At 40.5% G+C, this 20,905-nt stretch carries 20 protein-coding genes and 4 tRNA genes; 12 read left to right on the top strand and 12 right to left on the bottom strand.

Translation table 11 applies throughout. The annotated features are described in order from the left end of the window. Window positions 1–165: 165 nt before the first annotated feature. A complete protein-coding gene (locus ABJE44_RS10970; RefSeq protein WP_348110754.1) occupies window positions 166–858 on the bottom strand; it encodes a cupin domain-containing protein in 693 nt (230 codons plus the stop codon). Window positions 859–1,029: 171 nt separating this feature from the next. Continuing rightward, the gene (locus tag ABJE44_RS10965) at window positions 1,030–1,398 is read right to left on the bottom strand and encodes a VOC family protein (protein WP_348110602.1); all 369 of its coding nucleotides are present in this window, start codon (window positions 1,396–1,398) and stop codon (window positions 1,030–1,032) included. A gap of 317 nt (window positions 1,399–1,715) precedes the next feature. Between ABJE44_RS10965 and ABJE44_RS10960 the strand changes: the two genes are divergently transcribed. The 3 genes from ABJE44_RS10960 to ABJE44_RS10950 all read left to right on the top strand — a co-directional run bounded on the left by ABJE44_RS10960 (window position 1,716) and on the right by ABJE44_RS10950 (window position 4,045). Beyond that, a complete protein-coding gene (locus tag ABJE44_RS10960; protein ID WP_348110600.1) occupies window positions 1,716–2,537 on the top strand; it encodes a CmcJ/NvfI family oxidoreductase in 822 nt (273 codons plus the stop codon). A gap of 197 nt (window positions 2,538–2,734) precedes the next feature. Further along, window positions 2,735–3,253 (top strand): TetR/AcrR family transcriptional regulator, encoded by a 519-nt coding sequence (locus ABJE44_RS10955; protein ID WP_348110598.1) that lies wholly within the window; start codon window positions 2,735–2,737, stop codon window positions 3,251–3,253. Between the two features lie 255 nt (window positions 3,254–3,508). Continuing rightward, entirely contained in the window at window positions 3,509–4,045 is a 537-nt protein-coding gene (locus ABJE44_RS10950) for a DUF4136 domain-containing protein (RefSeq protein WP_348110597.1), read from the top strand. 269 nt (window positions 4,046–4,314) lie between these two features. On the opposite strand, the gene ABJE44_RS10945 is transcribed toward ABJE44_RS10950, so the two are convergent. The 9 genes from ABJE44_RS10945 to ABJE44_RS10905 all read right to left on the bottom strand — a co-directional run bounded on the left by ABJE44_RS10945 (window position 4,315) and on the right by ABJE44_RS10905 (window position 9,113). After that, window positions 4,315–4,767, bottom strand: coding sequence for a transposase (locus ABJE44_RS10945; RefSeq protein WP_348110595.1), 453 nt, complete (start codon window positions 4,765–4,767; stop codon window positions 4,315–4,317). A gap of 155 nt (window positions 4,768–4,922) precedes the next feature. After that, window positions 4,923–5,009: transfer RNA gene (locus ABJE44_RS10940), tRNA-Leu, on the bottom strand. A gap of 109 nt (window positions 5,010–5,118) precedes the next feature. Beyond that, window positions 5,119–5,205, bottom strand: a tRNA-Leu gene (locus ABJE44_RS10935). Window positions 5,206–5,254: 49 nt separating this feature from the next. After that, a tRNA-Cys gene (locus tag ABJE44_RS10930) sits at window positions 5,255–5,328 on the bottom strand. Window positions 5,329–5,386: 58 nt separating this feature from the next. Continuing rightward, window positions 5,387–5,461, bottom strand: a tRNA-Gly gene (locus ABJE44_RS10925). Window positions 5,462–5,654: 193 nt separating this feature from the next. After that, window positions 5,655–6,218 (bottom strand): CDP-diacylglycerol--glycerol-3-phosphate 3-phosphatidyltransferase, encoded by a 564-nt coding sequence (gene pgsA, locus ABJE44_RS10920; RefSeq protein WP_348110594.1) that lies wholly within the window; start codon window positions 6,216–6,218, stop codon window positions 5,655–5,657. An 83-nt stretch (window positions 6,219–6,301) separates the two neighbouring features. Next, a complete protein-coding gene (uvrC, locus tag ABJE44_RS10915; protein ID WP_348110592.1) occupies window positions 6,302–8,128 on the bottom strand; it encodes an excinuclease ABC subunit UvrC in 1,827 nt (608 codons plus the stop codon). A 12-nt stretch (window positions 8,129–8,140) separates the two neighbouring features. Continuing rightward, entirely contained in the window at window positions 8,141–8,785 is a 645-nt protein-coding gene (uvrY, locus tag ABJE44_RS10910; protein WP_133469574.1) for a UvrY/SirA/GacA family response regulator transcription factor, read from the bottom strand. Between the two features lie 49 nt (window positions 8,786–8,834). Continuing rightward, on the bottom strand, window positions 8,835–9,113 hold the full coding sequence (locus tag ABJE44_RS10905; RefSeq protein ID WP_348110590.1) for a hypothetical protein: 279 nt from the start codon (window positions 9,111–9,113) through the stop codon (window positions 8,835–8,837). Between the two features lie 252 nt (window positions 9,114–9,365). Between ABJE44_RS10905 and ABJE44_RS10900 the strand changes: the two genes are divergently transcribed. From ABJE44_RS10900 to ABJE44_RS10860, 9 genes are all read left to right on the top strand, one after another. Further along, entirely contained in the window at window positions 9,366–9,857 is a 492-nt protein-coding gene (locus tag ABJE44_RS10900) for a flavin reductase family protein (RefSeq protein WP_348110588.1), read from the top strand. Window positions 9,858–10,512: 655 nt separating this feature from the next. Continuing rightward, window positions 10,513–11,844: a hypothetical protein gene (locus ABJE44_RS10895; RefSeq protein ID WP_348110753.1), complete on the top strand. Its 1,332-nt coding sequence runs from the start codon at window positions 10,513–10,515 to the stop codon at window positions 11,842–11,844. 103 nt (window positions 11,845–11,947) lie between these two features. Continuing rightward, window positions 11,948–13,255, top strand: a complete 1,308-nt coding sequence (locus ABJE44_RS10890) for a sugar ABC transporter substrate-binding protein (protein WP_348110586.1) — start codon at window positions 11,948–11,950, stop codon at window positions 13,253–13,255. Between the two features lie 86 nt (window positions 13,256–13,341). Beyond that, a complete protein-coding gene (locus tag ABJE44_RS10885; protein ID WP_348110584.1) occupies window positions 13,342–14,214 on the top strand; it encodes a sugar ABC transporter permease in 873 nt (290 codons plus the stop codon). Window positions 14,215–14,217: 3 nt separating this feature from the next. Next, complete coding sequence (locus tag ABJE44_RS10880) at window positions 14,218–15,048, top strand: carbohydrate ABC transporter permease (protein WP_348110583.1); 831 nt, start codon at window positions 14,218–14,220, stop codon at window positions 15,046–15,048. Window positions 15,049–15,059: 11 nt separating this feature from the next. Next, window positions 15,060–16,070 carry an ATP-binding cassette domain-containing protein gene (locus ABJE44_RS10875; RefSeq protein ID WP_348110582.1) on the top strand — a complete coding sequence of 337 codons (1,011 nt, stop codon included), beginning with the start codon at window positions 15,060–15,062 and terminating at the stop codon, window positions 16,068–16,070. Between the two features lie 78 nt (window positions 16,071–16,148). After that, window positions 16,149–17,615, top strand: coding sequence for a mannitol dehydrogenase family protein (locus tag ABJE44_RS10870; protein WP_348110581.1), 1,467 nt, complete (start codon window positions 16,149–16,151; stop codon window positions 17,613–17,615). 34 nt (window positions 17,616–17,649) lie between these two features. After that, entirely contained in the window at window positions 17,650–18,351 is a 702-nt protein-coding gene (locus ABJE44_RS10865; RefSeq protein WP_348110580.1) for an HAD family hydrolase, read from the top strand. A 13-nt stretch (window positions 18,352–18,364) separates the two neighbouring features. Beyond that, on the top strand, window positions 18,365–19,324 hold the full coding sequence (locus ABJE44_RS10860) for a sugar-binding transcriptional regulator (RefSeq protein ID WP_348110579.1): 960 nt from the start codon (window positions 18,365–18,367) through the stop codon (window positions 19,322–19,324). Window positions 19,325–19,384: 60 nt separating this feature from the next. Here ABJE44_RS10860 and ABJE44_RS10855 read toward each other — a convergent pair whose 3' ends face one another. Then, entirely contained in the window at window positions 19,385–20,344 is a 960-nt protein-coding gene (locus tag ABJE44_RS10855) for a carbohydrate kinase (protein WP_348110578.1), read from the bottom strand. Window positions 20,345–20,905: the final 561 nt, after the last annotated feature.

Here is a 20,905-nt window from a genome sequence, read left to right as displayed (position 1 = left end):
TTGAATTAAAATAAGCAAAAACCTTGTTAATTGCCCTTTAGAAACACAAAACCGCCGCTCAATATTAGCGGCGGTTTTGTTTGTATAAAGCAACTTATGTATTGCAGGTTACGAGCCTTTGGGTTTTAAGCTGGGTTGGCTTTGATTAATTTTAATCATAATAGGTTAAGCACTATGCAGCCTGTCGATTTGATTATTTACATCTGACAGGTGCCCTGTTTTCATCCAGATTTTTGCCCCTTCTGAGCCCGCTTGTGCCTTGATAGTTGAGCCTATTGGTAAGCGCAACCAGCTGTGCTTTTTAAGCCGGTCTGTGTTTTCTAGTACACTTCCTTGTAGTACAAATAACTCAGCACCATTTGCAACACTTTGTTGATACACAGTGTTGGGATCAAGGTGTAACACACTGACTTCTTCGTAGTCGTCTTTAAATAGCGATGCTACCGCTACACCGGGCATGTTTTCATCCGCTTGAGGCGCGGCGTTATCCATCTGAATATTAATATGGGTTCTGTCGTTAGGCTGAAACTGCCACAGTTTTACAAATATAATACAGCCTTCATCTGAGCCGGGTTGATGGCTAGATTGCGGCGGGTTACGTACATAAGTGCCTGCAGGAAAATCGCCATGCTCATCTTGAAATACGCCTTCTAGTACAATGAATTCTTCGCCGCCTGTGTGTACATGGGGTGAAAAGCTACTTTTAGGGGCATATTTTACAATACTTGTGGCGCGGGCCACTTCGTTGCCAACTCGCTCTAGCATGCGCCTTTCTACACCTTGCATAGGTGATGTCAGCCAAGGTAAAGATTCAGAATGCACTAATGCTCTTTGTTTAAAATCTGCTGCTATTTTCATCATTTACCTCTTAATTTATCCTGCTATGTATTATCAATGTGTATCAAGCTAAGGGCTACTGTGCCATTAATAATGTGAAACCAAGTTATGTTGCTAACTATGATTGAAAATAAAAGTCATAACCAAAGAAGGCCGGCATGTAGCCGACCTGACCAGTATGACTTAATAACATTAGGTCATATGAAAAAAGCATAGTTTGTTTCCATCTAGATCATAAACGTAGCCACCATAAAAGAAATCGAAACGCTGCCCTGGCTCTCCGGCATCTGTTGCGCCTAATTCAATCGCCTTATTATAAAGTGCTTGAGCACCTTCAATAGAGCCACCTGGAATAGCAACTTGTTGACCATTACCCGCTGTTTGTGGGTTGTTGTCGTAAGGCGTACACACAGCCAACATGGCTCCGCCCGCTTCTGTCCCATAAAACTTAATACGGTCCATTTCCATTACTCTTTTTCCATCAACTAACGCTAATAGCCCATCGTAAAATGCCACTGCTTTGTCTAGGTTTTTTGAACCAATTGTAGTGTATCCGATCATGTTGAAACCCTCTTATTTTAAGTTTGATTGTTACTGCATATTTGCAAGTAATTCGTTTATCACCTTGCAAACACATTATGTTTTGAACGCAGCAAACGATACCTACCTACCAGGAGGTAGTCAATTTAATTTTTATAACCCAACTTGAAATAAATCATAAGGCATTGATTTATATAATCTTTAAATTTATAAAATCATCAGCATAAATTTAACGAGTATTTTTTAAACAAAAAATAATTGACAGTGGTCTACACAGCACAATAAGATACCTACCAGTAGATAGATAAAATAAGTGTAAAAATAAATAAGAGGTCGTCATGCAATACAAGACAGAAAAAACAACCCTTCACTTCATTAAAAAAGAATCGACGAGTACGCCTGTTATCAATTATTCGGGATTTAACGAGCTACAAGAATATAGTGATAATTACGGCTTTGAAGGTGCCGAAATTATTGATGCTAGGTCAGTGCCTGAAGTGTCATTCAGTTTAGACAAACAAGGCTTTGAGTTAGCAAGCTTTACACCGAACAAGGTAGATTATTTAGACTCAGCAGCAGTAAAAGCCTCGTATTATGCAGAAGTAGAGGGCTTAGTTAAAAAGCAACTTGGCGCCAGCCATGTCGTGGCATTTGATCATACTGTACGCCGGGGTATTGAAGGCTCTAACCGCCACCCCGCATATCATATTCATAATGATTACACCTATGAAACCGGGTTTATTCGAGCTGAGTCAGAACTAGATGCTGATGTCATGAGCAAGTATGCAGGTAAAAGAATGGTGCAAATTAACGTATGGCGCTCTATCGCGGGAGTGGTTCAAAAAGATCCATTGGCATTTATGGACTACCAATCGCTAGATGAAAGCGACCTTGTCACCGCTCATATTGCCTTTAACGACATGAATACAGGTGAAAAGCATCGAGGTGAGATTTTTGCTGTGAAACAAAACCCTAACCAAAAATGGTATTTTTACTCACACATGGACTCAAGCGAAGCCATGCTAATCAAAGGGTTTGATACAGATAAATCTAAAGCGGGTTTTGCTATGCATACGGCTTTTCCGTTATCAGGTCAAAACGAGCATGGTTCGCCGCGCCAGAGTATAGAAACCAGAACTTACGCTTTTTTTGATGACTAAAAGTGAGCTAAACGGTCAAGCTTTCTAGTGCGAGTCAGTGTGATTATAGGTAAAAATAATGTGGTTTTACTTGATGCAGTTATGGGGAGTTTCAGACCCAAATAGGGCTTAGTTGTTAGACCGAAACTAAAAATGAAAGCCCTTGTATTGCGTTATTCGCTAATAGATAATTACTTTCACAGATGTAAGGGGTAATCATGAGCAAAAAGGAAGAACTGTTAAAAATTGCAGAAGATAAAGTACGAGCTGGTGGATACAGCAACTTTAGCTTTAGAGAATTAGCAAACGAAGTAGGTATTAAAAGTGCCAGTGTGCACTACCATTTTCCTACTAAAGCAGATTTAGGTGCCGAATTAGCTCATCAATATACAGACGCATTTATGGCGGCATTAGGTGATGTGGACCAAATTAAAGCACAAGATAAAAACCCAATTGATACCTATACGCAGATTTTCAAACACGCCTTATTGAATGACAATAAAATGTGTTTATGTGGCCTATTAGGCGCTCAAAACGAAAGCTTACCCGAAAAAGTACAAACAGAAGTTAAACGCTTTTTTAGTAAAAACCTGGCTTGGTTGACAGCAGCGCACATCGCTAATGGCGAATCAGACCCAGAACAAGCCGCCATCACCACAGTGAGCTTGCTTGAAGGTGCCATGATGATAAGCAAAGCCCTTAATGATCACAGTTACTTCAAACTTGCCACTCAGTAAGCTTGCTTACCTTAATCGAAACAAAATCTATTTAAAGCTGCCTACAGATTAAATTTACGACATTAGTTACAGGTTGTTTAATGTGATGCTAAACAATTACCTGTAAACCATATAGTTAAACCCATTAGTGTTAGCATAAGTTTGTAGGTAGGCTTAAGAACAATAGTGAACTTAATAAAGGGTTTAGTGCTCTTTATTTGCAACTGCAGCGTACACATTGTATTAAATTTTTAATTTACTCAGGACTCAACTTTGATGAAACGCACATTTTTATTTTTAATTGTAACCGTATTATTTTTAGGTTGTAGTACCTCTAGCCAAATTGATTACGATAAGACTGTTAGTTTCTCGGACATACAAAGTTTTTCTCTAGACCTGCCCGTAGACTCCCCAGACCAATTACGCTCAACTTTACTGAGTAATAGCATAGAGCAAAACCTAACCGCGAAAGGGCTAAACAAGACTGAGGCATCGCAAAGCGATATAGCTGTGAGTTATTTTGCAGTGACCTCTACAGAGCCAAGTAATAGTAGCTTCTCTATTGGACTAGGGACTGGTTTTGGAGGCCGCTCTGGTGGCATTTCGTTAGGCAGTATTGTAAGCCTACCATTGGGTAAACAAGAAACAATTTATCAAAGCCTGAGAATAGATATACAACAAGGTGACAGGATTATCTGGAGTGGCATAGACGAGATTGAAATAGACTCGGGTAACAGCATAGAGCTACAAACAAAGATTGATGAGCTAGTCGCTAAAATTCTAGCATCATTCCCTCCTACTCCTGAGTCGTAGAGTCGCGCCAAATGCATTTGACGGCATAAATGCCGACCTACATGATAATGCCTAACGTCGGTGTGACGCCCTAAAGGGCGACCTACATGAGATCAGACCGGCCTACATACCTTCCCCCCCTGTAGGTTGGGCTTTAGCCCATCAAATATAGACAAACATTTTAGGTTTGGAGTTTTGACGGCATAAATGCCGACCTACATTATAATGGCCTACATAGTTATGACGCCCTAAAGGGCGACCTACATGAAATTTCGCTCTGATATACCAACCTACAAATATACTGAATTCCAAAATGGATAATACTTAATGTGCCTTACTAATCCCTTTCTTAACGGGTTAGCTACAATGTATCTGGCCATGTTTTTTCTATCATCCTCTGCACGTAATGCTCGATCATAAAACGAAGGCTGCAAAACATTGCCACTGCACCCTCTATGTTTATTAATCTTAAAGCTACTAGCGCCTTTCAATGCACCTACCAATTTTGACAAGTTCGAATCTTTTAAACCTAAGCGTACCAAGCCGTGAAAATGATCTGGCATAAGTACCCAGGTTAACCAGGTACAATGGTGCTTTGTTTCATTAACGCTGATTTGTTGGCTAAACAAGCAGGCTAGATCGAAGTCTTTAAAAAACGGTTGTCGATCTAGAGTATTAAAAGTAATAAAGTATTCACATTCGGCAAGAGAATAACGACCTTTTCTTAAATCACTCCATGACATAAATATCTTCCTTGTAGGTTGGGGTTTAGCCCATCAAATATAGTCAAACATTTTTAATTTGGGAGTTTTGACGGCATGAATGCCGACCTACATGATGATGCCTAACGTGGATTCTGATTAACTGGATATTTTTTGAGAATTTAAAACTTAAGAAATGGTGCCCGGGGCCGGACTTGAACCGGCACGTTCTTACGAACGAGGGATTTTAAATCCCTTGTGTCTACCAATTTCACCACCCGGGCATCGGGGGTACTCACTAAAAAAAGCAAGCTGGTATTACTAACTATGTAGATAGATATCTACAAATACATATTGAATGTTTTAAACGATTGTTAACTAGAAAGTACAAAATGGTGCCCGGGGCCGGACTTGAACCGGCACGTCCTTACGAACGAGGGATTTTAAATCCCTTGTGTCTACCAATTTCACCACCCGGGCATCGGGGGTACTTACTCGAAAAAGTAAGCTGGTATTGCTTAAGCGTTTATGGAGGCGGAACCCGGAGTCGAACCGAGATCCACGGATTTGCAATCCGCTGCATAGCCATTCTGCCATTCCGCCGAATCTTATCTTAAAATAAAACCTGTACTTTAAGTAAAACCTTAAAAATGAAAGAAATTGGAGCGGGAAACGAGATTCGAACTCGCGACCCCAACCTTGGCAAGGTTGTGCTCTACCACTGAGCTATTCCCGCATAATTTACTTTACATTTCATTGAGTTTTTCAGTTGCCTGATTGTTAAATCGTTTGGCTCCCTAAAACTGAGGCTGCATTCTACATTCAAAGACAAGGGAGTCAACAACAAAAAGTAACTTTTTGAACTGACTGGCTAATTTTTGACTTGAACGCGCTAATTTTGCACAAAAGCCTATAAATCAGCCCTATATTCATGAGTTTTTTTGATCTTCCCATGCTGCTTTGGTGTACACCAGCATTGACCAAAAAGACAACACTGCTGAAAAATATAACAAAATATATCCGAGGGAAACCCAATAAATTTGAATTCCCATAAAATATTCCATTTCTGAGAGTAAACCAATTAAGGCTAACATTTGTGCCATGGTTTTGGCTTTGCCTGTAAAAGATACTTTTACTAGGTCTCGTTTACCTTTTTGTCCCATCCATTCACGCAATGCAGATATATAGATTTCTCTAGACATTAACAGCACCGCAGGAATGGTTATCCATACATTGGCGTAACTATGAGTAATAAGTAGTAAAGCGACGGCGACTATGAGTTTATCTGCAACTGGGTCTAAAAACGCGCCAAAGGCAGTGGTTTGGTTTAGTTTACGGGCTAGGTATCCGTCAAACCAGTCTGTGATGGCTGCAAACCAGAATATAAATGCCCCTGCTTGATGAGCCCACTTCCAATCTAGAAAGTACACGATAACAAAAACAGGTATTAGCAATACTCTGATAATGGTGATGATATTAGGAATAGTCCACATGAAACGTCTCTGTATTTCCTATGTTTATAGTTATTAGATTAAAGAAAGCTCTATTAACCCATATGCGGGCAATATTTCAAAGCTCAATTATGAATATGGTCATAAATAATATCGGCTAGGTCTGCACTGATACCGGGTACTTTAGATATTTCATCTTTGCTGGCTTGTAATACACCATGTAGGCCGCCCATGTACTTTAATAGGCTTTGACGCCTTTTAGCCCCTACTCCTGGGATAGATTGCAATTTAGAGGTGGTTTTGTCTTTTTGACGTCTTGCCCTGTGCCCAGTAATGGCAAATCGGTGTGATTCGTCGCGAATATGTTGAATTAAATGCAAGGCGATGCTGTCACCTGGCATGGGGATGGTGGCATGACTTCCTGCTAGTATGAGCGTTTCTAGCCCAGCTTTGCGGCTACTGCCTTTGGCAACACCAATTAACATTGGCTTTTTTTCTTGGGTCCAGGTTTCAAAAAATGACTCAGCTTGAGCTAGTTGGCCTTTACCGCCGTCTATAAATAAAATGTCGGGGATTTTGTTAGGGTCTTTTACATCACGATAGCGCCTTGCTAACGCTTGGGCCATAGCAGCGTAATCATCGCCTGGGGTTATACCTTCAATATTAAATTTTCGGTAGTCCGTTTTATAGGGCCCTTCCCTATTGAACACCACACAAGATGCCACAGTTTGTTGACCTGATGTGTGACTGATATCAAAACATTCCATTCTTTGAATAGGTTGTTCAAACTCAAGGATTTTCTCTAGTTCAACATAACGGGCAAATACAGATTTTTGATGACTCTGTTTCGATATTAGCGCGTTTTCAGCATTGGTATTAGCCAAGTCTAGGTAACGGCGTTTTTCGTCTCGTACCCCTTTATAAAATTGTATTTTTCGGCCGGCTTCTGTACTTAATACACTTTCTATAGCAGCTTGTTCGTTCAGTTCAATGGGGGTCACAATTTGCTGAGGTATCACTTTGTTACCAGCTAAATAAAATTGTAAAACAAAAGACTCAAATACTTCTTCGGCCGTTGAGTCTGCCGGCACCTTTGGGTAAAAACTTTTGCTGCCAAGTAGTTTATTATCGCGAATAAACATGCCTTGAATACTGGCAATACCATTGCGATAGGCAAACCCAAATACGTCCATTTCTTGTTGGTCGCCACTTACCCCTTGTTGTTCTTGTACTTTGGTTAACGCGCCAATTTGGTCACGGTAACGGGCCGCTACTTCAAACCTAAGTTCGCTACTGGCTTTTTCCATTTGTTGCACCAAAGACTCTATAACTTGTTTGTTTTTACCTTTTAAAAACAAACGGGCCAGTTGTACTTGTTGAGCATAATCTTCGTCAGACACGAGTCCTTCAACACAAGGGCCTGCGCAACGTTGTAATTGGTACTGTAAACAAGGACGGGTCCGAGCGCGGTAGTAGCTGTCTTCACATTGGCGAATGGGAAATAAACGCTGCATGGTACGCAAACTTTCTCGGACAGCCCATGCACTGGGGTACGGCCCAAAGTATTCACCTTTTAACTTTTTAGGGCCACGGTGGTTACTGAGTCTTGGGTGAGTATGATCAGACAAAAAGATAAAAGGATAAGACTTATCGTCACGTAAGAGTACGTTGTATCTTGGCTTGTATTTTTTTATGTAATTGTTTTCAAGAATAAAGGCTTCAGCTTCACTATGAACAACTGTGACGTCCATTTCACAAATTTGCTTCACCAGAGAACGGGTTTTAATGCTGTCTACATTTTTACGAAAATAGCTGGATACCCGTTTTTTAAGGTTTTTAGCTTTACCAACATAGATGACTTCTTCTTTCTGATTATACATTCGGTACACGCCCGGCTGATTAGTCAGAATTTTAAGAAAGCCTTGATAGTCAAAGGTTTGGTTTTCACTCATGGTAGCTTAAAACTAGAGGTGTTGTGATGCTATTAACTTATGGCGCAAGGCTAAATGAGTGAGTTCTACATCTGTACTGACACTTAACTTGTCAAACATACGATATCGATAGGTATTCACGGTTTTTGCACTGATATTCAAATAAACCGCAATATCGGGCACTTTGTCGCCTTTTGTCAGCATCATGGCAATTTCTAGTTCACGCTCAGAAAGTTGCTCGAAGGGATTATCGTCATTTAGGTTAAGCTGTCCAAGGGCTATTTGTTGTGCAATGTCTGGGGACACATACTTTTGCCCTGCCGATACTTTATATATTGCTTTGATCATTTCATCGGGCTCAGAATCTTTGGTTAGATAACCAAACGCCCCAATTTGCATGACTTTTCCAGGAATAGGATTTTCTTTATGAACGGACAACACAATAACTCGGGTGTTTTCTGAAAAGCGAAGAATTTGTTTGGTGGCTTCAAGACCACCTATTCCGGGCATGCTCATGTCCATTAAGACTAAATCTGGTGCACTATGACGGCAGAATTTTACGGCGTCTTCACCGTTAGTGGCTTCACCTACGACATCGAAATCTTTTACATCTTCTAATATACGTCTGATGCCGGTGCGCACTAACTCGTGGTCATCAACTAATAGCAGTTTAATCAAGGAACAACTCCATACTTATTATTATTATGTATTAAAATACAATTACCTGTTAACGATAAAAGTGAGTACTTAAGTGGTTCCAACCAGCAATCGTGTCATTCAGTCCTTGTCCGATATTATACGCATAACAAGCATCAACTCTACATTTTATCATCCACCTATCAGAGACTTCTGCAACTTTCACTGGTTTAGTGGGCTGTCCCCCACATCGACACTTGCTTGGAATGTGAGCAAGGTGTGGAGCTGAAATTGTAGAGAGTTTCTTAGTTGTAGAAGAGAACATGATGGTATCTAGCCATTTTATTCGAGTGTATTTAGGATAAATCATTCAAGGTTAAAACCCAAAACATAAATCTAAAAAAACAGATCTAGATTAAGCTCATTCAGAACAAGTTAGAATTAAAACGTATGTATTTTCATAGCTAAGTGATTATGTTTCTTAATAATTTTTGTATCTAATATCCTCACAATTACTATTTTAAAAACGCCTAAGAAGCTTTAAGCTTGCTACCTTATCGTTTCAATGTAATTTTCAGAATATTTTGGGACATAAGTAACGTCAATAATTAGGAGAGTACCCATGACCCAACCCGAGTTCGATCCCCGTGATTTCCGAAATGCTTTGGGTAAGTTTCCTACAGGTGTAACAATAATTACCACAAAGAATGAAATGGGCGAATTAATTGGAATGACTGCCAGTAGTTTTAATACTGTGTCTTTAAACCCACCTTTGGTTTTGTGGAGCATAGATAAAAGCGCGCGCTCTTTACCATCATTTGGTGAAGGGCATCACTTTGCAGTGCATGTATTAAGTGAGCATCAACAAGATTTGTCTAACACCTTTGCCACAAAAAGTGATGATAAGTTTGTAGGAATAGATGTGTCTTATGGCATAGCTGACGTGCCTTTATTACCTGAGTTCAGTGCTAGGTTTCAATGTGTTTGCCAACATGAATATGATGGTGGTGATCACGTTATTCTAGTAGGCAGAGTACTAGATTACGAAACCGCTGATTGCAATAACCCCTTAGTGTTCCACTCTGGCACTTATGCCAAGGTTTCTCACGATTAATATCCGACTAATTTATCGGTACAACAAGATGTTTTACCGATAATTAATCTTAACTATTTGATGGACACGCTTTGTGTAACCCCGCATCCCTTCCCTGTTTTCATAAGCTTTACAAACTCACTTTCAAGCCTCCTCACACTAACTGTCATAAATAACAATTAAGCAACATTCTAAAAAACAAAGGATTTTAGCCCCCTGTAAACTTCCCACCCAATTCCTCTATGGAAACGTGTTTTTTTTAAGAACCTATTTGTGGGAGTTTTCTATTCGCGTAATGAATAGCTTTCTTGTGGCTTAGTCATTACTCCACTCATAGTAATATTATTTACTCACAAAAAATTTAAATTCTCTCATCCTCAAGAATAAACACTTATTTCGTTAACATAATTAATATAAATAACTCTTTGTTTTTTATATTAATTATAAAAATTAATTAAAAATGTAAATTATTTGTAACGAAAAAGGTTGAACTTAACAAAGCATTCTGAGAATATGCCCAACAGCTGAGCATATGCACTCTTAGGTATTTTAGTTTAAATGAAAGATTAATTGCTCACCCGTTAAATTGGCAATACTTGAAGTAAAACCATTAAAAAATTTGCCAGTTTTTATTTAAAAAATGAATAAGACACAGGACACTAACATGTTAAATAAAATGAAAAAAAAGCTAGGCCTGCCAGCTGCGATCTTGGCTGTGAGTACAGGAGCACAAATACATAGTTCAGAGGCATTCGCTAAAGAATTTTTAGATGGTTTAGCAGAAGTTAATTTTTTAGCATTACAAAACTACCAAGCCATTCAGGCTAAAGAAGGTGCATTTCGCCCAGTTGACGAAGAGCAGTCAGACGGTTTTGGTCGCCTAAGAGTTAACCTGATGTTCAAATTTCATATTACCGACTACATCACTGCCGATGTAGATATTGCCGAAGAGCCTAATGACTTTGGTAACAACGGCGACAGAGACTTTTCATTTCACCAAGACTTCGCAGGAATAGAGTTTGAGTTACTTGGTCTTTCTGGCCATGCCAGCGATGATTCAAACTTAACTCTTCGTTTAGGTAACATTGGTGCATCTCCTTTCCAGTTTAAAGGTTTTCAAGATGGCGCTGACAACCAAGGAAATGCACTTATTGGTAACGGTATTACTGATTACGCCACAGCAGAAAACGGCGCACAATTAAGCTATAAAAAATCATATGAAGATGGTCCTATACGCAGCTATACATTGGCAGGCCATATGACCACATCAAGCTTTGGTGAAGCTTTCCAAGAAGACAGAGGTTATAACTATCGCCTCCAGGGTGCAGTAGAATTTACCAATGGATTTAAAGCCGGTTTAAGTTTTTTTCAAGCGAACCAAGGTGATCAACTACGCTTCGAAAACGGCATCGCTAGTCTAGACGGTTTAACCACGACTAACTATCGCTTCGGAGATGGTGAAAACTATAACTTCTCGGCATCTGCTTCAAGTGAACGTGATACCCATGTGGGCGCTATGCCTGGCCTTAACCAATCAATTGTTGAATTGGATTTAGCCTATCAATTTAGCCCTAATACCAATGTGATATTAATGCTTGGTAAGTCATCTGATGATTACACCTTTGCTGACACCGATGGTAATGCGCTAGCCGGAATAACCTACTTTGGGACGGATGGTGTCGCAGATGCAGACGGCACGACCTTTGATTCAGTTAATGTTATTAAAGGCGAATCTTCTGTTGAATATTACGTAGTTGAAGCGCAGCACTACATCATTCCAGACAAATTCTATGTGGCTGCACGTTATGCCGACGCCAAAAACACCTCTGAACTTATCGAACAAACAGACAACAAGGTTAAACGTTTACAAGTAGCTGCGGGTTACTGGTTTAATGATAAAACATTGTTGAAAGTTGAATATGTTGACCAAGACGAAGGCATTAATTCTGGTGGCCAAATTGGTGCAGGATTTGATGGCATTACGTCTGAGATCTCGGTGAAGTTCTAATTTTTAACTAATATTTGTTGATTACAACACATTAAAAAGACAAGACCGTCTCATTTAGCCTAGTTAGGTGAGACTTTAATTTTGAATATAAGGGGATTACCCGATGTTAAATAAATTAACCATGCTAGCCTGCGGCGCTTTGACCATGAGTGCAGCCGTTACCGCAGAAACCATTACCATCGCCACAGTGAACAATGGTGACATGATTACCATGAAGGAATTAAGCTCTGACTTTGAAGCTAAAAATCCTGACATTGACCTTAAATGGGTCACCTTAGAAGAAAACATTTTACGCCAACGAGTGACAACGGACGTTGCCACTAAAGGTGGCCAGTACGATGTAATGACGATTGGTACATATGAAGTTCCAATTTGGGGTAAGCAAGGTTGGTTAAAGCCTTTAGATAACCTAGATGCTGACTATGACCAAGACGACCTTTTACCTGCCATTAGAAGCGGTCTTTCAATCAAAGACAAATTAGTAGCGGCACCATTTTACGGTGAAAGCTCTATGGTGATGTACCGTACTGATCTAATGGAAAAAGCCGGCTTAGAAATGCCTAAAGCGCCAACTTGGACCTTTATCCGTGAAGCAGCTAAAGCCATGACCGATAAAGACGCCGGTGTTTACGGTATCTGTTTACGAGGTAAAGCTGGCTGGGGTGAAAACATAGCTTTGATCACATCTATGTCTAACTCATTTGGTGCTCGCTGGTTTGATGAAAACTGGAAACCTCAATTTAATACTCAGCAATGGCAAGATACCTTGCAGTACTATGTTGACGTCATGGAAGAATCTGGCCCTCCGGGTGCCTCGGCCAATGGCTTCAATGAAAACCTAGCCTTGTTTCAAACAGGTAAATGCGGCATGTGGATTGACGCTACCGTTGCAGGCGCGTTTGTGACCAACAAAACAGATTCTGAAGTAGCTGACAAAGTAGGCTTTGCCCTTGCTCCAGATAACGGCTTAGGAAAACGTGGTAATTGGTTATGGGCTTGGAACTTAGCGATTCCAGCAAGTAGTAAAAAATCTGATGCCGCTATGAAGTTTGTTAGCTGGGCGACATCAAAAGAATATACCGCTTTAGTTGCCTCTAAAAAAGGCTGGGCAAAAGTGCCTCCAGGTACTCGTACGTCTTTGTATGAAAACCCAGAGTACCTAAAAGCCGCACCTTTTGCACAAATCACATTAGATTCAATTCAATCAGCCGATCCTGTTAACCCAACGGTAGAGCCTGTGCCTTATGTGGGTGTGCAATTTGTTGCTATCCCAGAATTCCAAGGCATTGGAACCGCTGTAGGACAACAGTTTAGCGCAGCACTTACCGGCAGAATGACGGTTAAGCAAGCCTTAGCTAGTTCGCAACGTTTAACTGAGCGCGCCATGCGCAAAGCTCGCTACCCTAAGTAGTAGCTGGCTTATTTGACGGGTAAGTTCTAAAGGTCATCCCCCTTAGTCACTTACCCATTATTTATATTTTTAAAAAGGTCTTAATTATGGCGACTACCCAATCCCGGACATTGGCAAAGTTTATGTTGATGCCCTCAGTATTATTATTATTGGGGTGGATGATTGTACCGCTGTGTATGACATTGTATTTTTCTTTTCTAGATTACAATCTACTCATACCGGGTGAACATGAGTTCATTGGTTTTCTAAACTACGAATTCTTTATTACAGATCCAGCCTTCACTGAGTCTTTCTTCAACACATTATTACTAGTGGGTGGCGTGTTAATCATCACCATCTGTGGCGGTATTGGTTTAGCTATTTTACTCGACCAAGCGATTTGGGGCCGCAATTACGTACGTATTATGGTGTTAGCCCCATTTTTTGTTATGCCGACTGTGTCTGCCCTAGTCTGGAAAAATATGCTGATGAATCCGGTTAATGGTTTGTTTGCACACTTTTCATCTTGGTTGGGTATGAACCCTATTGATTTTTTTGCACAAGTACCTTTGTTGTCCATCATCATTATTGTGTCTTGGCAGTGGCTACCTTTTGCAGCCTTGATTTTATTAACGGCTATTCAGTCTCTTGACCGTGAGCAATTAGAAGCAGCGGATTTAGATGGCGCAGGCCCTTTTAGCAAGTTTTTCTACATAGTGTTGCCTCACCTTTCACGGGCGGTCACTGCGGTTATCTTAATCGAAACCATATTCTTACTTTCTATCTTCGCTGAAATCCTAGTCACCACAAGTGGTGGGCCAGGTTATGCGTCTACCAATATAACGTATTTAATTTATACCCAATCATTACTGCAGTTTGATGTAGGTGGTGGGTCTGCTGGAGGCATAGTAGCGGTGATCATTGCAAACATTGTTGCCATTTTCTTAATGCGCCTTATCGGCAAAAACTTGGAGGGCTAAATCATGGCAATTACCAGTAGTCATAAATCAAAATTAATTTATACCGTTTTAGCTTGGACTATAAGTGGCTTGATCTTCTTCCCTATTTTGTGGACTTTGCTCACCAGCTTTAAAACAGAAGCCGAAGCAATATCCGCTAGCCCTAGCTTATTTATGTTTGATTGGACCTTAGAAAACTACAGAGACGTATTAGAACGCTCACCATATTTCACGCATTTTTGGAATTCGGTTGTGATCTCTATTGGCTCAAGTTTGTTGGGATTACTTATCGCTATTCCTGCTGCTTGGTCAATGGCGTTTGTGCAAACTAAACGTACTAAAAACCTCTTAATGTGGATGTTATCGACAAAAATGCTGCCTCCCGTTGGTGTGTTGATCCCTATCTATTTGTTGTTTCGTGATTTTGGATTGTTAGACACCAAGCTTGGCTTAGTGATTGTGATGACCTTAATCAACTTACCTATCATGGTGTGGATGCTTTACACCTACTTCAGAGAAATTCCTAGTGAAATTCTTGAAGCGTCACGTATGGACGGCGCCACGATAGTTGAAGAAGTGTTTCATGTGTTGTTACCCATTGCCTTACCTGGCATTGCGTCAACCCTATTGCTAAACGTAATTTTGGCATGGAACGAAGCATTTTGGACCTTAATTTTAACGGCTGCTAACGCAGCACCACTCACGGCATTTATTGCCAGTTACTCAAGCCCAGAGGGGCTATTTTACGCCAAGCTATCAGCGGCATCAGCTATGGCAATAGTTCCCATTTTAATTTTGGGTTGGTTTAGTCAAAAACAATTAGTGCGTGGTTTAAGCTTCGGCGCAGTTAAGTAGGAGATTTGAAAATGGGCAGTATTACATTAAAACAAGTAACTAAAAGCTTTGGTGACGTGAACGTTATCAAACCATTAGATTTAGAGATTAAAGACGGGGAGTTTATCGTTTTTGTAGGGCCGTCAGGTTGTGGTAAATCCACCTTATTGCGAATGATTGCGGGGTTAGAAGACACCACAAGTGGCAATATTGAAATTGACGGACAAGATGCCACTGACACTCCGCCCGCCAAAAGAGGCTTAGCCATGGTGTTTCAGTCTTACGCACTATACCCGCACATGACGGTTCGTAATAATATTGCGTTCCCCCTAAAGCGCGCCAAAGTGGCACCAGCAGTTATCGAACAGAAGATAGCTTCGGCAGCTAAAATACTGAACCTAGGCGATTATTTAGACCGTAAACCAGGGCAGTTATCTGGTGGTCAGCGACAGCGTGTAGCCATTGGCCGTGCTATTGTGCGCCAGCCTTCAGCATTCTTGTTTGATGAACCGTTATCAAACCTAGATGCATCACTTAGGGTCAACATGCGCTTAGAAATTTCTGAGCTGCACAAAAGCCTAGCGACTACCATGATTTACGTTACACACGATCAGGTTGAAGCTATGACAATGGCTGACCGTATCGCGGTTTTCAATGGCGGCGTAATTGAGCAAGTTGGTACACCATTAGAGCTTTATCAAAACCCTGTAAACCGTTTTGTTGCTGGATTTATCGGCTCTCCTAAAATGAATTTTATCGACGTAACTGATTCTGACGACACTGCTGACTCTATTGGCGTGCGCCCTGAACACCTTAAGATATCTATTGATGAAGGCATGTGGGCAGGTAATGTAGGTGTGGTTGAACATTTGGGCTCAGAAACTTTCTTGCATGTTCATGTAGAAAAAGTTGGCACCTTAACTGTAAAAAGTAATGGCGATTGCCCCTTTACATACGGTGATAAGGTTTTCTTGAGCGCCGCTAAAAACAAGATCCTACGTTTTGATAAAGATGGTATCACCCTACCCCAATTAGCCAATTAAAATATTCAATTATTAATCGGCGCACTTAACACCATTTTTTAGTCTGGTGTTAAGTGCCCTAGATGCGAGATATACCTAATGCCAGTGAAATTAAATAGCCAGACCTTAGATAACTTGCCTAACCAGGTAAATAAACCTAAGTACGATAGCAGCCAATTATCTGCGGGGATCATTCATATTGGAGTGGGCAATTTTCATCGTGCCCATCAAGCCATGTATCTTCATAAGCTATTTAATACTGGCGACGCATTAGATTGGGCCATCAGGGGAGCGGGCACTAAGTCTTATGATGTAATTATGCGCGACAAGCTAAAACCACAAGACTGGCTAACCACAGTCGTGGAATTAGATGCAAAAGGTTTAACCGGTGAAATATGTGGCTCGATGATAGATTTCATTGAAAATGATGAAACGAGTCTAATCGCGGCCCTCACCCAAGAAACTATTAGAATTGTGTCATTAACCATCACTGAAGGTGGTTACTATATGGATGATAAGACGGGGGGCTTTAATTTAAATCACCCTGAAATTCAGGCTGATATTAAAAATATCGACCAAGCGACTACGGTATTCGGCATCCTAATAACCGCTCTAAAACGCCGCCGCGAGCAAGATATCAAAGCCTTTACCATTATGTCTTGTGACAATATCCCTCACAATGGCAATGTGGCTAAACGTGCAGTATTAACAATGGCCGCTGCCATAGATAAAGAATTGGCACAGTGGATTGAAACTCACGTAACCTTTCCCAATTCTATGGTTGATTGCATCACACCTGCTACGTCAAAGGTAGAACGTGAAAGGCTTACAAGCTTATTTGGTATTGAAGACCAAGCTCCAGTATTTTGTGAACCTTTTAGACAGTGGGTGCTAGAAGATAAGTTTACCAATGGTCGCCCTCCCTTAGAAAAAGTCGGAGTTGAGTTTGTGCCTGATGTCGCCCCCTATGAGCTAATGAAACTAAGAATTTTAAATGGTGGTCATGCGGCAATAGCCTACCCCGCAGCCCTTTTAGGCATAGAGTTAGTGCATGAAGTTATGGCCACTCCCCTTATCAGCAAATATTTGCAGAAATTAGTGCTTGAAGAAATTATCCCCACCTTAGCGCCAGTACCCGGAGTAGATTTTCAAGAGTACTTTAGTTTAATTGAAACTCGTTTTAGTAACCCCGAAGTTCGTGATACTGTGCCTCGGCTTTGCCAGGATGCATCCAACCGCTTACCTAAATTTATTTTACCCATAATTGCCGCCAACCTTAAGATGCAGCAAGACTGCAAAGGCTTAGCTTTAGTTGTTGCGCTATGGTGCCGCCTGTGTGCTGCGGCAGCCGAACCTGAAAGTGAAATAGCGTTAGACGATCAGCAAGCCGCAAGATTAATAAAGCAAGCGCTACTAGCGAAACATGATGCAAATGCTTTTTTGCAAATGCACGACATATTTGGAACACTGTGTGATAACAAAATTTTTGCAAAGCACTTTGGAACTTGGCTAACCATGCTTTGGACCCAAGGTACTGCCAAGACCATAACGCAATATATGGATTAGGTGTGCAATTGGAAATAACTCAGGCGGTGGTAGTATGACGAATTTTGGCAAGTCTTTGACACTTAAGCATATCAAACTAATAATTTTTGATTGTGATGGGGTTCTGATAGACAGCGAAATTCTTAGTAAAAGAGTTTTATTAAAAATGCTCAATGAATTAGGCGCTAAGGCCTCTGGCGACTATTTTGACAGGCACTTTTTAGGACATAGTTATGAGCATGTAAGTGCTAAAATACTAGAAGATTATGGGGTTGTTTTACCAAAACAATTCAAAGATGATTATCATCAATCACTTATGCAAACCTTTAGTAAAGAGCTAGTCCCTACTCCAGAGTTAAAAGTGCTATTGTCGCAACTTAAGTTACCGATTTGTGTGGCCACAAGTAGCAGCCCAGAAAGAGTTAAGCACGCTTTAAGTGTTACTGAACTCACTGACTATTTTACAAATTGTGTGTTTACCAGCTCAGAAGTCAAAAGAGGCAAGCCTGCGCCAGATATATTTTTACATGCAGCCAAAAAAATGGGAGTCCCCCCTGAACACTGCTTAGTGATAGAAGATTCTACTGCTGGTATAACAGCCGCGAAAGCAGCCAATATGCCGGTTATTAAATATGCAGGGGCAAGTCATTTAAAAAATCTAAGAACAGAAGTTAGTAACGTTAAGGACGATGCAGTTACAATACATGAATGGAAACAATTATTTGAATTAGCACCATCGCTAATTTCAAAAGATTAATTAAGGAGTAATAGTGGCTAAGCTATCAACTACGGAAACCAGAAAGTTAGACGATGCAGCACGAGCTGGCTGGCTTTATTATGTGGCCGGAAAAACCCAAGATGAAATCGCTAAAAAGCTTAATATTTCACGACAATCTGCACAGCGTATGGTTGCCTTGTCTGTGAGTGAAGGGCTGATAAAAGTGCGACTCGACCACCCTGTAGCTAAGTGTATGGATTTAGCAGTAAAAATAAAAAGTCGCTTTGGTTTGCAGTCATGTGAAGTGGTACCCAGTGATGCTGCCGATCCTTCTTCAACCTTAGGTTTAGCCCAAGCGGGAGCCAGCGAAATTGAAAGGCATTTAAAATCCACTCAACCCAAGGTTTTAGCTATGGGTACCGGCCGAGTATTACGAGCCTGCGTAGATGAGCTTTCTTCTTTGGATTGCGATCAACACAAAATTGTTGCCTTGCTTGGTAATATGGCTTCAGATGGTTCAGCCTCTCCTTATGATGTTGTCGTTCGCATGGCAGAACATGTTAATGCTAAACATTACCCTATGCCTTTACCTGTATTACCCCGTAGCCAAGCTGAAAAAGAACAATTACACGCCCAATTTTATGTAGCGAATAACCTAAAATTAGCTGAGAACGCCGACGTAACCTTTGTGGGCGTTGGTGATCTAGGAGCTCATTCTCCGCTGCACTTAGATGGCTTTATCACTAGCGAAGAGTTAGATGAATTAGACTCCAAGGGCGCTGTGGGTGAAATGATCAGTTGGGTATTTGACAGAAATGGCCAGTTAATCGACTGCGCCGTTAATCAGCGAGTAGCCAGTACACCATTAAAAGTAGGCTCTGATAACCCTGTATACGCAATTGCTGCAGGTGAAGAAAAAGTGTTTGCTATTTTAGGGGCGCTTAGGTCGAAAATGATCAATGGCCTAATAACGAATGAATACACAGCTGAGCGTTTATTAAGTATTGATTAAGCCGATATGAGTTGATGTTATTGCAAGTAAAAAAGGGACGCTAGGGTCCCTTTTCCATATCTATTGTTTGATGGTGAAATCCATAGATTCAACTTCACTTAAGGTGGGTAAAGCAGACATAGCACCTATGCTTGAACATACCAAACCACTGACTTTTCCGGCGAAAGCCACAAATTCTTCGATGTCATCTTCATAAAATTTATCGCCGGGTGCAGCTTGAGCCATTTTAAATAACAAAGCACCAATGAATGAATCACCGGCACCTGTGGTATCAACCGCATTAATTTCATAGGCAGGCACTATAGTTTGTTGACCATTTAGTGAAACCAAACATCCTTCTGGGCCTAGCGTAACCAATACCATTTTTACGCCTAGGTCATGGAAAAACTGACAGCCAGCCTTCATATCTTCTTGGCCAGATAGCAAGGTTAGCTCTTCGTCACTGACTTTAACCATGTCGGCCATTTTAAAATAAGTATTGCAGGCATCTTTGAACTCTTGATCTCTACCACGCCACAAATCAATTCTGTAGTTGGGGTCAAAACAAATAGTATTGCCTTTATTTTTAGCTGCCTTTGCTAGTGCTAAATAGCTTTCACTCAAGCTGCCACCGAGTAATGCGGTTGCCGAGCCTAAATGTAAAATTGAATTATCTGTTAATTCACTTACTTCAGTTGCAGTCAGTTCAAGTTGCTCGTCTGCTCCGCGATTAAAAGCAAACTCTCGCTCACCATTATCAGCTAAAGATACAAAAGCAAAGGTAGTAGACATTGGAAGGGTATTAACATAATCAGTATTAACGTGATATTTTTGGACCTCTTGAACCAAAAACTCTCCATATGGATCACTACCAACGGATGCCACAAGTAATGCTTCTCCGCCTAACTTACCAATACTGGCAGCTACATTCGCAGGTGCTCCACCCGATTTTTTTACGTAATTAACACCGTTTACTAATCCCATATTGGTATCAGTACAAACAAAATCAATCAACATTTCGCCTACACATATAACCTTCATTTAATGCTCCTAGAATATAAAACTACTGGCCGAAAAAATTGATTCATTTTAATGTTTTTTTAAGCCCTAAAAATTGCCAATTATTATAATAAAAACTATGCGATTGAAGTAGGATTAAATTCACTATTTATACTTAAAAATCAATATATTTGGCACTAATTTACTCTAAGTAAATTTTATAGAATATTAACGAAGAATTAGTGAGTATTTAGCTATAAAAAAGGAATGATTTGTTTATTACGACAATAGAAAATTTAAAGAAAAACTCTAGACATAAACCGATGAGAAAAAACAATTGAAAGAGGTGACCGCGAGATATTCGCTCTGCCCCCCATGTGCCTGCCCCTTCGGGCGCCAGAGGTGGTGTACCAAAATTTGTTGGAACAAATTAGAATAGCTTTAGCTAGCCCACGAAGTGGGTGAACTACATGGATGTAGTGAATAAAATATTCCAGACATTTTATCGAACTGCGGGGGGGACTAACCCTGAGGTATCCCCACGAAATAAGTTGGTAAGTCATTGTTATAAAATAATTTGGAACATTCATGGTACTTGGTGAT

Origin of the sequence: Paraglaciecola sp., assembly GCF_039942875.1 — a bacterium.
Classification (GTDB): Bacteria; Pseudomonadota; Gammaproteobacteria; order Enterobacterales; family Alteromonadaceae; genus Paraglaciecola.
This window is presented reverse-complemented; position numbering and strand designations above follow the sequence as displayed.